Here is a 15553-nt window from a genome sequence, read left to right on the forward strand (position 1 = left end):
AGTTATTTGCGCGATGTCGGCAGGGTAATGAACCTGCCCTATAACGATGTTGACAGGGCCGCCAGAATGATTACCGGCCCGGCCATCTCGGGATCACGCTGCAGGAGGCGCTTACGGTCAATCCTGAGCTGAAGGCGCCAGCAGCCAAGCACCCAAAACCGCGGAATTGCTCGGCATGGCGATGCAGGTCGAAGGGTTGCCCCGTCACGCATCCCCGCATGCGTCGGGCGTCGTTATTTCCCGCGAGCCGCTTACCCGGCATTTCATCGATATGCCTATCGTTCGTTTTTATGCGTATCGTTGGGAAAAAAGACATTGCGAAGATAATTCAACGAAAATGCGATATTCGGCCATCTTGGCGGCGGTTACAATTGGAGCTAGCCGGAAAGGAGGAAAAGTAGTCGCGAACCGTCCCGGGTTGTTGTACGATAAGTGCTTTTTGAATTAGATCGAACAATCTTGCCCGAGAAAGGGTATCCGATGAGAAGAGACGGGTTGGTCGCGTCGGCTGCATTCGTATCTGTCATGATTTTGTGCGGCTGCAAGAAGGAGCTCCGCCAGAATGGAGCGAGCGATACCGTTGCCGTATCTCTACAGGCATCGAACGATAAACCTGTGCTGCGGGTTACGACCAATGACAATTACTACGCGGCTAAGAGCTACATGGACAATATGCCCGTATAAGTATGGCGATGCGATGTGGCTGAAGCTGTAGAAAGGCACGGATCTGCCGGACATTTTCGTAGCGAACAAAAACGAAACGCTGCTCGTTGTGCAGGCGGTATGGTCCCGCGACAATCAGATGACACAGGTGACGGTTTCGCGGACCGTTCCATACGCAAACACGGCTCATTGCGATCGAGCACTACGACGACTACATTGACGGAAAATAGACGTTTGAGGAAGCGTTGCGCAGCGGTGATCAAGAGAGCAATGCGTTTCTGGTCGCCCAAATCGGACGCAAATGAGGAACAGGAGTGACCAATTTATGAAAAGACAGCGATTCATCGCAAGCTGTAAACGGCTTATTGCCACTGCGGCGCTTGTTGGAACTGCGGTGGTTGCAGGAGCTTCGTACAGCGAAGCGTCCCCGCCACCGCTCCAGGTTAATTTGCTGGACAATGCAAGCTTCGAAACGGTGACAACAGCGGGAGTGCCGGAGCCTTGGCTCGGTATCAACAACTGGGCAAACGATGAGGTCGAGGTAACGGCAGTTGCTACGCGCTCTGGATCTGCGGGCGTAACGGTGAAGACCGAATCGACTTCGCGCAATCCGTGGGCATCCCAAGTGGTGGAAGTCGAGGAACGTGCGTCGTATGATTACAGCGTCTGGTACAAATCGACTGATATTCGCGATCGCGGTGTTGCGATCAAGCTCGAGTTTTATAGCGGAATGCCATTGTCCTCCGGTACGTATGTCGGTGAGGCTCAAGGGACGTACAGTAAAATAGTGACAGGAAACTGGGCAAAGTACGAGCGTTCGGTTGTTGCGCCGGATAACGCAAAATATGTGAAAATGTATGTGCGGCTGTATGGGCGCGGGCTCGTTCATTTCGACGATGCGTCGTTTGTCAAGACGAAACATGCAAGCGCATTCAAACTGCACACCGACCAAGTTTTTTACTACACCGATCAGACAACTGGCTCCGTACAGACAGAGCTGGTTCTCGATGCGGCGGACTATGCCCAGCATCAGGTCGATTTCCTTGTAAAGCGGCAGTCCGACGGCCAGGTTATTGCCAGCGAAACGAATGTGCCGGCAGTTGCGCTGACGACGTTTTCGTTCCAGCCGCAGTTGATGACCGTCAAAGAGCCGTACACGGTCGAGCTTGTGCTGAAGACGTTGGCAAATGTCGAGGTGGACCGCAATGAAGCGACGGTTTACCGGTTTGCGCGGCCGGCGATGCTGCCGGATCCGAACGGACCGATGATTGTGGATGGACAGCCGTTTTTCCCGGTTATGGGGTATCATGTGAAGGAAGCGGATTACGGCAAAATGGCAGAGGCCGGCATCAACACGGTGCAAGGCTGGGTTGCCAATACAACGACGCGTGTCGGACAACTGCTGAACAATGCGCAAGCGTATGGTTTGAAGGTGATGTTCCCGCTCTACTATGGCGGCAATATTGGCGAAAACGCGGCGTTGACGACCGATATTGTAACGATGTATAAAGACCATCCGGCCTTGCTTGGCTGGATGATGGTTGATGAACCGCAGGACAAATACAGCATCGAGGAAATGACCGAAGCGTACCGGATCATCCGGACGATTGACGACAAGCATCCCGTCTACTTGACCGAAGCGAACCCGCTGTTTGCGGAGCGCAACGGCCGCATGACCGATATTTTGTCCATCGATTCGTATCCGTTCCCGAACAAGCCGATTACGGAAGTTGGGGACGACATTCGCAGCGGTGTTGCTGCTGTGGGCGGGAACCGGCAAGTGTGGACGATCTTGCAAGCGTTTTATTATCCGTCAAGCACGACATGGACCTATTTGCCGACGATCGATGAACTGCGCAATATGGCGTACCAGTCGATCATCGGCGGAGCGCAAGCAATCGGTTACTATGCATATAGCGATCCGGATTGGTATTTGCCGGACTCGGATCTATATCCTGGATTCGTCGCATTCCAAGACGAGTATAGCTTGATCCAGACGCTGGCAGAGTATCCCAAAACAGCGGAAGCGCGCAATGCCGACACCGAATATGCAACATGGAACGTGGCTGGTGACGTATACGCTGTCGTGCTGAACCATTCGAATACGGAACAAACGGTATTGGTGCCGCTGCCATTTACCGGTTACACCGAGGAACTGCTGTATGGAGCAGCTACCGCGCCCGTCAGCGGATTGATAGCGTCATTACCTGTCACGATTGGCGCGCATGAAGCGTATGTATACAAGCTGTCATCGTTTGTGCAGACGGCGCAGCGTGCCGCACATGTGGTACAGGATACAAGCGGTGCATCCGCCAACAATGTCTGGGTGGAAGGTATCCATAACGTGTTGCAGGCGCTTTCTGGGGTGGAGAACGCGTTGACAAGCGAAAATCAGCATGGAAACAGCAATAACGGAAAAGGGAAAGGCAAAGGTAACGGAAACGGCAATGGTACTGGTAATGTCAACGGCAATGGGCATGGGACGGGTGTCACAGCGGCGCTGCAGCATGCTGCCGAAGCGGTGAAGCAGTTGGATGCGCTGCTGGCATGGCTGCCAGGCTCGTCTGTGGCGAACAAGGAAGAAGTGGCTGTTTCACTGCAGCATGCACGTGCACTTACGGAGCAGATCATTGTGAGCCAGGTCACGATCGAGATTCAATTCGATGCCGAGGCATTGTACCGCGGGGAGCTTGCCGAGGTGACGTATGTCGTGACCAATCATGGCAGCGCTTCGCTTACAGGTGTTGTGTTGCAAGCGGTATGGCCGTCAGGGATTGCCGCGCCGGCATGGTCGCAGACGCTTCCGACAGTTGCTGCGCAAGCGAGCGTCACATTGGTTCAGTCGTGGACGGTTGCCGGTGGGTATACGGGGACAGCAGCGCAAGTGGACGCAAATGTTTCCTTTGTGTTTGCAGGCGCAGCAGTGCAGACAAATCGCTCTGTAACATGGTCGGTCAGCTCGCTATTGACAGCGAAGCTCAACACGTCGTCCGTGCTGGCGAAGACATCGGGAACGTATCCATTTGAACTTCAACTTGCGAACCAGAGCGGCACAGAGCAGCATTTGTCACTACAGACAAGCAGCGCAAGCGGGCTGGCGATGCAGCTGCCAACTTCGGCGCAGGTCGGTCCGTACGGGATGCTCGTTGTGAACGGAACCGTTGACGTTGGCGAGTCGCTTCCGCGCGGCGGCTACCCGGTGACGATTAGCGTGTACAAAGGAACAGGGCTTGTCGAGACTTTGACGCTACATGTACGCGTCGATCGCAACATATTGACCAGCGGCGGATTTGAATCGGCGGGAAGCTGGGTATATGGCAAAGGCGCACGTGTCACAGATGTTGTGTACGAAGGACAATATGCAGCTACTTTGTTCCCGGAACCGGCAAGTACAAGCAACCAGCTGTACACGGCAACTTCGATACCGGTCGGGGCCAATGCGTCGTTTACATTCTCTGGCTGGGCGAAAAGCAATGCGACAACAGGCTTGGCCCGGTTCGGCATTCGCGAGATGAATGCAAATGACGTAACGGTGCGGTACACCTGGATTGAAGTTCCTGCCCAGACCGACTGGACGCGGTACGAGCGGTCCATCACGCTGTCACCAAATACAGCCAAACTGCGCATCTATGCGAAACTGGATCAGAGCGGCAATGGACAAGCTTGGTTCGACGACTTTTATTTGGAACTGAATCCTTGATCCGCAGATGAAGCGATTGCCGTTATTGCCGGCAGTATGATCACACCGAAGACTGATGTTCTGTATGATGTGGGCGGGGTTTCCGGGCCGAATGGTATAGAACTTTCAAGAAGGACCTCTCACGCCGGGAATTGTTCCGGAGGAACCGCGTCGCGAAAGAATCGAGGCTCTTTTCACGTTTCAAGACCAGTATGACGGAGCGCCAGCCCATATGATCGAGTATGATTCATCCTTGCTGGCCGACTTGAGGCAGTCCGGCTTTAACACGAATACGCGCACTCATCTGTTCAGCTATGAGCGGTTTATTCCCGGTCAGACTGGAGCGCTGCCGAATCCGTTGTCCAATGTGCCCGGCGTGTTTTTTACCGAAGATCCGCTCGGTTTCGGCCAGGAGCAAGGGCAGCCCATTGCATATCAGGGGGGGCGGAGATTGGGGAGGCTATACCTCGCTGCTGGTACCGGACTCGACGGCATCGTTTGCCGCCGCAGGGTCCGCATCCAAACTTTCGCTCGATAACGATATTGGGGAGATCGGCGAAGCCTGCGAGGTGAGGCTGCAAGCCAACTCCGGCGGTGCGCGACTGGCGGGCGGCCTCTCGATGCCTGCGATGCGGATTGGCGAACCGGTCTGGGTTGAGTTTTCATTGCGGCGGTCGGCAGCGCTTCCGCTTGAAGAACTGACCGTTCAAATTGTTGACGGTTCTGGTTTGATCGACTTTCGGCGCAGGTTGCGGGTGCCAAGCGGCTCCGATTTGTGGACGCCGAGATACAACAGCGGCACCTCCTCGATCTCGATCCGCTTTATTACAGAGGGCTACGTTGTCGGAGTGGCGGAATATGCAACGATCGGCCGAGTCAAAGTGTATCATGCAAGAGAGCCTGTGCAAACCGGACATTTGCAGAGTCTGGGCTCGGAATGGAACCGTTCCCATCTTGTGCTTGGACAGTACCATTTTTGGGTCGATCAGAGCGGCATACTGCGAATCAAGCAGGGGACGCCGACGCATGACGAAGATGGAGAATGGGTCGCAACCTCGATTCCGAGCATGGAGTAGCTATATACGACCCGAATGCGTACGCCGGACTCTATCTGTCCTGCCGATTGCCGATCTTGCCAAAGTGAACCGATAAAAAGCTGTCCCCAAAGTCATTTCGTGATTTTCCAATAAGTAAAAATATTTAGGCGGTCTTAATCCTGTATTCCATAGGACTTAGGCCGTTTCATTTTGCCTGTAACCGTTCGTTATTGTAGAAGTGGATGTTTCAAGGTTCCCCAGAAGGCTTCCATAGGTCCGTTGTCCATGCACCGGCACACGTGACATGCTCTGCTTGGGCGAGATTTAACGAAGTTCAGATGTGAAATTATTAAAATATCGGACTGCGAACTCCTTAAACAACTCGGTGGATCGTGACACATAACGGTTGGTATTCCAAACCATGCCGATTGTCCGCTTGCACACAGGCTCTTCAATAGGCAGCAGTACGGACGAGCTGCCGATTGAGCCGCCCCATGTAACGGCGGGGAATAAAGCGACGCCTTGACCCTCTCCTATAAGCCCACGGACGATGGACGGATTGTCGCTCTCGAACACAATGTTCGGAGCAAAGCCTGTCAGCCTGCACAAATGCTCCGTCAACTCCCGCAAGTTGGATCCCCTTCGCAATGAAATAAACTCTTCGCCAGCCGCCTCCTCCAGTCGGATGCTCGTTCGCTTCGCGAGCGGATGGTCGCACGGGATTGCCAAAAAAATGTCCTCGGTCAGCAGCGGCACGGTTGCCGTTTCTGAAGAAGATTGATAAGGCAACGAAGTAATAAGCAGATCAAAATCCGGTTGTCCGTAGCTGGGAACGTTTTGCTGCAGCCGAAAGGTGATACGAGGATGCTTCTTCCGAAAAGCGGACAATAGCGCAGGAATCACATAGGAGGCGACTGTAAACGTCAGCGAGATCGGCTCCGCCGGTTCTCCTTCCAAATCGCGTAATTCCCGCTCAGCGTTATCAAGAATAGTCAAGGCTTGCTCCACATTTTTCAGAAACGACCTTCCATGCGCGTTGAGTTTAATATATTTGCTTGTTCGCTCGAAAAGTTGTACACCGACGCTTTGCTCTAGTGAGGCGATCGTGCGGCTTAAGGCAGGCTGAGAAATGCGCAGTTGTTCCGCGGCTCGCGTCATATGTTCATGACGAGCTACGGTAATGAAATATTTTAATTGCAGCAGCTCCATAACAGTCTCCTTTAATATATTGAGATATATCAATAACATGACTATTTATATATTATTATATTTTAAAGTGACATGATACACTCGTTTTATCACATATCGCCCGGGAGGGTACAATCTATGCAAACGTCATTACGTATGAAACGTTCCTGGACAACCCGACGCGACGAGAAAAGCCGAAGGATGCAGGCGGCTCAGTGCTATATGAAGGGGAAGCTGGTGGACGCCGAATCGATCGTGAAGGTGCTGGAGCTGCTGCTTATGCCAGGCGATCGCGTCGTACTGGAAGGAAATAATCAGAAGCACGCATCTTTTTTGTCCGATGCGCTTTCCAATTTAGATCCGGAAAAAGTGCATGGGCTGCATATGCTCATTTCAAGTATTTCCAGACCGGAGCATCTTGACATTTTTGAGAAAGGGATCGCTCGCAGGCTGGATTTCTCCTTTGCCGGTCCGCAAAGCTTGCGCATGGCTCAAATGGTCGAGGATGGCAAGGTGGAGATCGGCTCCATTCATACTTATCTGGAGTTGTACGCGCGTTTGGTTGTCGATTTAATTCCCCGGATCGCGCTTGTTGCGGCGGATAAGGCCGATCGGGAGGGTAACTTGTATACCGGCGCCAATACGGAGGAAACGCCAACACTCGTTGAAGCCGCTGCATTTCATGACGGTATTGTCATCGTTCAGGTCAATGAGATTGTGGATGAGCTTCCGCGTATTGACATTCCGGCTTCCTGGATCGACGTGATCGTTGAAACTGCCGAGACTTACCAACTGGAGCCGTTGTTTACACGCGATCCGAGACATATAACCGATATTCAGATTTTGATGGGCATGATTGCGATTCGGGGCGTATATGAACGCCATCATGTTCAATCTCTCAATCACGGAATCGGATTTAATACGGCTGCGGTTGAACTGCTGCTGCCGACTTACGGAGAACAGCTCGGGCTGAAAGGGAAAATTGCCAAGCACTGGGCATTAAATCCGCATCCGACTTTAATTCCTGCTATAGAATCCGGCTGGGTGGAGAGCGTCCATTCCTTCGGCGGCGAGGTCGGCATGGAGCTTTATACGGCTGCCAGGCCTGATGTGTTTTTCACCGGAAAAGACGGCAGTCTGCGTTCCAATCGTACGTTGTGCCAAATGGCTGGCCAGTATGGAGTAGATATGTTTATCGGATCGACGCTGCAAATGGATGCGCAGGCAAACTCCTCCACAGTAACAGCAGGCCGACTAGCAGGCTTCGGAGGGGCTCCCAATATGGGGCACGATCCGCGGGGACGACGCCATGCAACGCCGGCGTGGTTGAACATGAAAGTCGGTAACGATCCGCTTGTTCAAGGCAAGAAGCTGGTCGTCCAAATGGTGGAAACGTTCCAAGGGCGCGACAAGCCGACTTTCGTGGATACGCTGGATGCCGTCAAGGTTGGCGAGCGGGCAGGTTTGGCGACTGCGCCTGTGATGATTTATGGGGATGATGTCACCCACGTTGTGACAGAAGAAGGGGTCGCTTACTTGTATAAAGCGCGCAATCCGGAGGAGAAGAGAGCGGCTCTTGCTGCGATTGCCGGCGTGACGCCGCTTGGCTGCGGGCACGACCTTTCCGTCAACGACAGATTGAGACAAGAGGGGTTAATTGCTTTCCCCGAGGATTTGGGCGTTCGTCGTTCGGCTGCCAAGCGATCGCTCTTGGCAGCCGCAAGCATTGAAGATTTAATCGAATGGTCGGGGGGATTATACAAACCGCCCGCAAAGTTCAGAAGCTGGTGAGGCTGATGCTCAAATTGATGAATGCCCGGGCATGCGTGGAACAGCTGTCCGCTTATGCTACAAGCGCCTTAATCGACGAGGCGGAGCTTACTCCGAAGCCGGGATTGGTTGATTTGCAATCAAACGGGGCGCATGACGATTTGAATGTTGATCTGATGCGGCGTTCTGCCTTCGCGTTGCAGCCGACTTTTGCGGAGATGGCGGAAGCTGCTTACGGAAGCAAGCCCTCGATACAGCTTCGGGAGCGTCTTGCGGCAATAGGCCGTAACGGAGAGCGGATCATGCTGGAGGCAACCGGCGGCGTGAACACGCATCGCGGAGCGATCTGGGCGCTCGGATTGCTGACCGCAGCTGCGGCTATGGCTATTACTGAGTGTGGCGATCCCGATTTTTTAATCGGGTTCAGCCCCCCGCCTCTACTGGCGGGTTTTCAAACAGGTGGAGCGGAGATTCCAACTGATTACCCGATGTTCAGACATGTTGAACGAGTTCGCTGTCCTGCAGGCATCGCCCGTATAGCCGGTGTAATTGCCTGTTTTCCCGATCGGTTCGCGCCGGCTTCGAACACGCACGGGCGGCAGATGCAGCGGCAGTTCGGCGCAGCCGGCGCGCGTAGAGAGGCGCAACAAGGGTTTCCTCATGTGCTCAGGCTGGGGCTTCCCGCGCTGCTTGACGCACGCAGCAGCGGCATGTCTGAGACGTGCGCCCGATTGGATTCTCTGATGCATATGATGTCCCATCTCGAAGATACTTGCCTGCTGTATCGCGGCGGTATGGATGCCTTGCATACCGCAAGGCAGGGCGCCCGCAATGTTTTGTCGTTAGGCGGAACTTCGGTGAAGGAAGGCTGGCAAGCGTTGGAGCAGCTGGATCGGGACCTTGTGGCTCAGCATGCTTCGCCAGGCGGGAGCGCCGATCTGCTGGCTGCCGTATTGTTTTTGGACCGGATTAACCGGTGGAAGTCGGCTGAGCACGAGACAGTTCGGTAATGAATGACAGGAGGGGTGTTTCATGGAGTCGTTATATTTCGAATATGCGGCTTGCGGGAAAATTGCGAAACGGTCGCATGTCGGCGTGGCGGGCTCCGGCGACCTGGAAATATTGCTGGAGCCGTCTCCGGACGAGTGTGCGCGAGTTTCAATCCGCACGAGTGCCGAAGGATTTTCCGAACGCTGGAAAGCTTTGTTCGATCGTTTCTTCTCTACGCACGATTATGCTGTTGCGGTTCATATTAACGATTTTGGAGCAACGCCGGGTGTCGTTTCCTTGCGTCTGGCGCAAGCTGTGGAGGTGGCGCAGACATGATCGGCATTCGCAGCAGTTTTATCGAAGGAAGGGCCAGAGAGCGAGCTTCGGCGATTTTGGATCCGGGTACATTTCGCGAGTTGCTGGATCCCTTCGAACGAATGGAGTCGCCGCATCTTGCGCGTCTTGGTATCGTACCCCAAAGCGATGATGGCGTAGTTATTGCACGCGGCACGATCGACGGACTGTCGGCAGTCGTTATCGCAATAGAAGGGAAATTCCAGGGCGGAGGAATCGGGGAAGTATCAGGCGCCAAAATAGCCGGTGCGTTGGAGCAGGCGCTCAGCGATAACCGAGAAGGTTTTGCGACTCGGGCTGTGCTTGTGCTCGAAACTGGCGGCGTCAGGCTGCAGGAGGGCAACTACGGATTGCTTGCCATCGCCGAAATACAGGCAGCCATTGTCGCTTTACGTCAATATGTTCCGGTCGTATGCGTCATTGCAGGGATGATCGGCTGCTTTGGCGGCATGTCGATTACGGCTGGGTTATGCAGCAAAATCATTATGACTCGCCAGGCGCGTCTTGGTCTGAACGGACCGGAAGTGATCGAGCAGGAGGCCGGCATTCTGGAATTCGATTCGCGCAATCGCCCTATGGTGTGGTCCATTACGGGCGGGGAACAGCGCGTAGAGACGGGACTTTCGGATGTGCTTGAAGAGGACGAGGCGGAGCGTATCCGGCATGCCGTCATAGCATCGCTTCGCCAGGGATTGCCCGCCAAGCACAGAAGCTCGCAAGTTGCCCGGTTTCTGGCCCGGCTCGGCGCGATCGACCCGCAGGAGCGAATAAACGCGAAGGAGCTGCGCCGTTTATGGTCCCGCGATATCGATAGCGAGGTCCTGAATGGCGCAACGCCTGTGCAGCTGGAAGATGGGCAGGCGCCGGCGAAACCCGCCGTGACAAGCCGGGGGCGCATTTGGTTTGATGCGCTCAAAGGGGAAGCGCCTCGCCAAACTGGCGAATTCCCTTCCGTATTATGCGCAGATGTTCATTACGAAGGGCAGGTCATTCGTTTTTTGGCAGTCGTTCCCGATCCGGATAACCGATTCCCGCGCGCGACCCGAGGAGAAGTGGGCTTGAACGAAGGCTGGACACTCGCGCGTTATGTGAACGAAGCGGTTGAAGCAGACCGAGACGGGAGCAGGCGGGCGATTGTCGCTATCGTCGATGTGCCCAGTCAAGCTTATGGGTATAGGGAGGAAATGCTGGGCCTTTTCCAGGCATGCGCGGCAGCTGTGGATGCTTACGCAACAGCCCGGCTCGCGGGACATCCGGTCGTCGCGTTGCTGGTCGGGAATGCAATCTCCGGCGCTTTTCTTGCCCACGGGCTGCAAGCGAACCGCATGCTGGCGTTGGATGATCCGGATGTCGCTGTACAAGTCATGTCGAAAGCTTCCGCAGCGCGGGTAACCAGGTGCAGCGTAGAGGAGCTGGAGCATAATGCGCGACACATGGCCGCCGCTGCGCACGACATTCGTTCGTTTGCGAAGTTGGGCGCCTTGCACGAGTTGATCGAAGGGATCAACCCCGATGCTCCTTCTGCAGCAGAAATCGCGTGCGTGAGAAGCAGGCTGTTTGAAGCTGTGGAATCGGCTCGAGGCTCAGCTACTGACCTCAGCCATCGGCTGGCGTCTGAAGAAGCCGCTTCAAGCCGAAGCGCCTCCATTGCCGTTCGAGAACGGATGCGGCGGCAATGGAAGTAAACGTTCACGATTTGCTCCGGTTGAAGGAACACAATCAACTTGTCCTGGCGGAAGCAGCGCCGGAATGGCTGCGGGCTTCGGTAGAGCGGGCGCCATGGGTTGTTGTGCGCCGTGCGGCACGTTCAGGCCCGCTGATTCCGGTTGGCGTGCGCGGATTTACCCGCGGCGAGCGTTTTGCCGCGTGGGTTTCCGCCGAGCACATTGCCGAATGCGTATCGCCGGAGCAACTGGCAGAGCGTATCGTCTGGAAGCAGGCGGTTCGTTCAGAGCAAATCCGCTTGTTCCGGGCCATAAATGAATTATCGGGGATCTATGAACAGTATCGGATGAAATGGGGACCTGCAGGGAGCATCGGCTTTGAACTGGCGAGCGGCGTCCAGACTATAAGCACGACAAGCGACCTGGATTTGATCATCAGAGCCGCGCTCCCGCTTGACCCCCTGCTGGCGGCCAGACTGCATCAGTTGCATAAGCAGCAGCCGATCCGCGTCGATGTGTTGATCGAGACCCCGTTCGGGGCGGTGGCGCTTGCGGAATATGTCGAGAGGGAGCCTTTCGCCCCCGTACTGCTTCGTACAGGCGCCGGCCCTGTTTTTGTGCGAAATCCTTGGTCGTCGGAATAAGGATGGTGGGAGAACGTGAGCGTTGCATTTCTGTTTCCGGGTCAAGGCTCGCAGTCGCCGGGGATGCTTTCCGCCTTGCCGACCCATCGCGTCGCTCAGGACGTATTGGCTGAAGCAAGCGATGTATTGCAACAGGATATACACTCGCTGGAAACGGCTGAAGCGTTGTCCTCGACGATTGCGGTCCAACTGGCAACATTCATCGCTGGTGTGGCGACGGCTACAGCGCTGGAACATGACGGCATGACGCCCAAATTGGTTGCGGGCCATTCCGTTGGCGCTTTTGCCGCCGCCGTTGTCGCGAAAACGTTGAAGTTTGCCGATGCGCTGCTGCTTGTGAAACGGCGCGCCGAATGGATGGAGCAAGCTTTTCCACACGGATATGGCATGGGAGTTGTGGTGGGACTAGACGAAGAGCGGCTGTCCGCGATCGTCCAGAAGGTACACGCAGTCACCCGACCGGTCAATATCGCCAACAAAAATGCTTCACGGCAATTTACGGTGGCCGGGCACGAAGCCGCCCTGGAGATGGTGCTGGACGGAGCTCGAAAAGCGGGAGCAAGCAAGGCGGTGCGTCTCCCTGTCCGGGTGCCTTCCCACTGCGCGCTTATGGCGCCGATCGAAGCAAAGCTGAAGGAAGCGCTGGAACGGGTCGCGATGTCGGATGCCACGGTGTTGTATGCAGCTAATGTAAACGCCCGTGCTATTCGAGCCGCAGCCTCCATTCGCACCGATCTTCACGCCAGCTTGTCCAGACCTGTCATGTGGTACGAGGCTATGGTCATGTTCTACGAGCGAGGGGTTCGTCTATTCGTGGAAATGTCGCCGGGTCGTGTGCTGACATCTATTGCGGAAGCCGCTTTTCCTTCTGCGAGGGCGGTTTCTGTAAACGTTTCGGGTTTGGAAGCTGTGAGAAGCTTGTACTTCCACACTAATTAGGCGGCCCGTCACTGTTCCAGAAGAACGGCCGTCCCGCATGGCGGACATGCGGAATAAGCTTCCAAGCGACAGAGGGAGGTTTTAATACTTGCGAAATAAAATAGCGGTAACTTTTCTAGCGACACTGCTCGTATTCGGGATTACAGCTTGTGGAATGACTTCGCAGGAAGGTAAGCAACAATCTGCCGGAAATCCGGAACCGACGAAACAGGGGGCGACGATACAGGTGACGACAAAACCGGAGTCGGTAACACCGGCAATGTCTAATCTTAACGATGATTCCATCTCACCTGTTCAAAAGAAGAAAAATGAGAAAGTACAACAATATAAAGAAATGAACAGGCGTGCAGAAAAGGGGAAAACGGTATTTGTCGGCTCTTCGTTGATGGAGCAGTTCCCGATTGTGAAATTTATGCTGAAATTTGATAAAGATTACCGCGTATACAATCGTGGGATCAGCAACTATGTTACAGCAGATTTATTGGCCACGATGGAAGAATGCGTGTTTGAGCTGGAGCCAGCGAAAATATTTATAAATATTGGAACAAATGATATCGCTTCGCCCCAATACAGACAAGAAGACTTGCTTGCCAATTATGATTTAATTTTAACGCGAGTTAAAGAAAGATTGCCAAAAAGCAAGGTGTTTGTTATGGCGTATTATCCGGTTAATGCCAAGGCTGATTTTCCAGGGATCGATCAAACTCAGAAAGAACAACTGTTCAAGACAAGAACCAATCAAGCGATTCAGGATGCTAATCGGGCGATTGAGCAATTGGCCAAAAAACATAAGGTTGAATTTATTAATGTGAATCAAGGACTAATGGATGCTGAAGGGAATTTAAAGCAAGAGTACTCTAAGGATGGCTTGCATATGGTCGAGAAAGGCTATCAAGTTGTGTTTGAAAATTTAAAAAAACACTTGTGACTTTGCGTTTACGGCGTGTTTGCAAACCGGTGAATGGGCCGAATCCGAGAGCGAAAGCCGGCGAAAGAAGCGTCTACGCGCGCTCTTTGTGACTGCTTCGCCCGCAATCGGCAAAGGATGGACGGTTTGCAAACACGCCCTAGGTAACAAATCCCTCGTGCTGTATTAGCGCGAGGGATTGCTTTTATTCCTGAAACGCTTGCTTCATTCCCCGTATTTGAGTTGATGGCAGTTCGAGTTTAGAGCCGTATAACCTGCATGGGGAACTGGTTCCCGCTCAAGTCGGCTTCTTGTTCCAGCCTGCACTCCTCATTCAGAATCATCATCGAACGTTCAGATAGGTTGAACTTAAGCCATTCGGGCAGCCCCTCCGCTTCAGGCTTACCCGAACGAATAAAAGCAGCCCATGCCGCATGCATCCGACCTGCAAGCTCCATTCCTTCCGCTGTGTTATCATCGTTGACATATGGACTTTCCGCCCCGTGAACCGCCCCCCGTGTACCCGCATATTCGAAACGGTAAAGCCAGACAGATTGCCCCTGTTGTGCCGCCATCTCTGCGAGACGAACTGTCGCAATACGATAGAAGCAGTCCGTCAGCGTGTCTTTCCATGCTTCTTCGTCAGGCTTCAGGAAAGCCGCTTTGCGATAAGCATCCAGGACGAGTCCGCTGTTGTTTCCGAATAAGGCTTGCAACTCCTCTTCGTTCCGCGCTTCCAGTCCTGGCGAGCCCGAGATGAATGACACGGCTTCATCTTTATTCGTCCCTATAAGCAACGGTACTTTGCAGGTAAGCTTGCCGAGAACCTCGGAAACAGGTTCCAGCGGGATCGTGATCCCGTCGCGTACAGGACCAAAAGTATGAAGCCTGTTATCTTGAGCCTCCATAATCGTTTGTGCAGGAAGTGTCAGCAACCGGTGCGCTTCCTTATGCGGAATGCCCAGCTTATCCAGAAGCCCAAGAGAAACTCGGGTCGCAGTTTGTGTATCGCGGATTGCTTGCGTTGCGCCGCTTCTGGCTATGAGCTGGTGAAATAATCGTTGCGCAGCAGGTACAGTCAAGAGTGTGCTTGCGCATTTGGCTCCGGCCGACGCGCCCGAAACGGTGATTCGGTCGGGATCGCCTCCGAAGTTTGCTATATTTTCTTTAACCCACTTTAGCGCAGCGATGATATCCAGTATCCCGTTGTTTCCGGAGGTCTGATAAGCATCGCCCAACAAATCGCCCAAATACAGAAAGCCGAGCGCCCCCAGTCTGTAGTTAAGGGACACGCATACGATGTTATCCCGCTCGGCAAAAGTTATGCCAGCAAAATCAGCGCCGGCTCCATTCACAAATCCGCCTCCATGGATGTTGACCAGAACGGGACGGTTCGCTTGCTCTACGCCAGACGTCCAGATATTGAGACTTAAGCAATCCTCGGATTGTCCCTTGAGAATCACGTTTGGATCCTTAACGGGCTGGTACGACTTGGGACCGAACCGGTTAGCCTCATATGTTCCATCCCAAGGCAGTTTGGGAAGCGGCGGCAAAAATCGGCGTTCGGCGATTGGCGCCTCGGCGTATGGAATTCCGCGAAAAATATAAAGGTTGCCTTCCCGTACGCCTCGTACCTTGCCAGCGTTGGTATGAATAATCAACCGAAAAGCCTCCCGTCTACGTTGTTTAGACCATCCGATTACTTTTCATATCGGCAC

General features: G+C 54.0%; 13 protein-coding genes and 1 pseudogene. 12 read left to right on the forward strand and 2 right to left on the reverse strand.

Annotation, left to right across the window (positions count from 1 at the left end; genetic code table 11):
- Positions 1-3: 3 nt before the first annotated feature.
- The 5 genes and pseudogenes from FE784_RS42810 to FE784_RS11890 all read left to right on the forward strand — a co-directional run.
- A pseudogene (locus FE784_RS42810) lies at positions 4-256 on the forward strand (hypothetical protein); the annotation flags it as partial.
- A gap of 224 nt (positions 257-480) precedes the next feature.
- Entirely contained in the window at positions 481-684 is a 204-nt protein-coding gene (locus tag FE784_RS11875) for a hypothetical protein (RefSeq protein ID WP_139602417.1), read from the forward strand.
- 304 nt (positions 685-988) lie between these two features.
- Positions 989-4363, forward strand: coding sequence for a carbohydrate binding domain-containing protein (locus FE784_RS11880; protein ID WP_139602418.1), 3375 nt, complete (start codon positions 989-991; stop codon positions 4361-4363).
- A 211-nt stretch (positions 4364-4574) separates the two neighbouring features.
- Entirely contained in the window at positions 4575-4880 is a 306-nt protein-coding gene (locus FE784_RS11885) for a hypothetical protein (RefSeq protein WP_139602419.1), read from the forward strand.
- The gene (locus FE784_RS11890) at positions 4771-5418 is read left to right on the forward strand and encodes a hypothetical protein (RefSeq protein WP_139602420.1); all 648 of its coding nucleotides are present in this window, start codon (positions 4771-4773) and stop codon (positions 5416-5418) included. The genes FE784_RS11885 and FE784_RS11890 overlap by 110 nt, the downstream gene beginning before the upstream one ends.
- Positions 5419-5703: 285 nt before the next feature.
- On the opposite strand, the gene FE784_RS11895 is transcribed toward FE784_RS11890, so the two are convergent.
- Positions 5704-6588, reverse strand: coding sequence for a LysR family transcriptional regulator (locus tag FE784_RS11895; RefSeq protein ID WP_139602421.1), 885 nt, complete (start codon positions 6586-6588; stop codon positions 5704-5706).
- Between the two features lie 117 nt (positions 6589-6705).
- Here FE784_RS11895 and mdcA point away from each other — a divergent pair, with 117 nt between their 5' ends.
- The 7 genes from mdcA (at position 6706) to FE784_RS11930 (ending at position 13856) form a co-directional block, all read left to right on the forward strand.
- Positions 6706-8358 (forward strand): malonate decarboxylase subunit alpha, encoded by a 1653-nt coding sequence (mdcA, locus tag FE784_RS11900; RefSeq protein WP_139602422.1) that lies wholly within the window; start codon positions 6706-6708, stop codon positions 8356-8358.
- Positions 8310-9347: a triphosphoribosyl-dephospho-CoA synthase gene (locus tag FE784_RS11905; RefSeq protein WP_139602423.1), complete on the forward strand. Its 1038-nt coding sequence runs from the start codon at positions 8310-8312 to the stop codon at positions 9345-9347. The genes mdcA and FE784_RS11905 overlap by 49 nt, the downstream gene beginning before the upstream one ends.
- A gap of 22 nt (positions 9348-9369) precedes the next feature.
- On the forward strand, positions 9370-9663 hold the full coding sequence (locus FE784_RS11910; RefSeq protein WP_139602424.1) for a malonate decarboxylase subunit delta: 294 nt from the start codon (positions 9370-9372) through the stop codon (positions 9661-9663).
- Positions 9660-11366 (forward strand): biotin-independent malonate decarboxylase subunit beta, encoded by a 1707-nt coding sequence (mdcD, locus tag FE784_RS11915; protein ID WP_176706132.1) that lies wholly within the window; start codon positions 9660-9662, stop codon positions 11364-11366. The genes FE784_RS11910 and mdcD overlap by 4 nt, the downstream gene beginning before the upstream one ends.
- Positions 11357-11989 (forward strand): malonate decarboxylase holo-ACP synthase, encoded by a 633-nt coding sequence (locus FE784_RS11920; protein WP_139602425.1) that lies wholly within the window; start codon positions 11357-11359, stop codon positions 11987-11989. Before mdcD ends, FE784_RS11920 begins: the two co-directional genes overlap by 10 nt.
- A gap of 15 nt (positions 11990-12004) precedes the next feature.
- The gene (locus tag FE784_RS11925; protein WP_139602426.1) at positions 12005-12928 is read left to right on the forward strand and encodes an ACP S-malonyltransferase; all 924 of its coding nucleotides are present in this window, start codon (positions 12005-12007) and stop codon (positions 12926-12928) included.
- An 88-nt stretch (positions 12929-13016) separates the two neighbouring features.
- Complete coding sequence (locus tag FE784_RS11930; RefSeq protein ID WP_139602427.1) at positions 13017-13856, forward strand: GDSL-type esterase/lipase family protein; 840 nt, start codon at positions 13017-13019, stop codon at positions 13854-13856.
- 239 nt (positions 13857-14095) lie between these two features.
- Here the strand turns inward: FE784_RS11930 and FE784_RS11935 are convergent, their stop codons facing one another.
- A complete protein-coding gene (locus FE784_RS11935; RefSeq protein ID WP_176706133.1) occupies positions 14096-15496 on the reverse strand; it encodes a carboxylesterase/lipase family protein in 1401 nt (466 codons plus the stop codon).
- Between the last annotated feature and the right edge of the window lie 57 nt (positions 15497-15553).

Origin of the sequence: Paenibacillus hemerocallicola (assembly GCF_006265175.1) — a bacterium.
In the GTDB taxonomy this organism is placed as follows: domain Bacteria; phylum Bacillota; class Bacilli; order Paenibacillales; family NBRC-103111; genus Paenibacillus_AB; species Paenibacillus_AB hemerocallicola.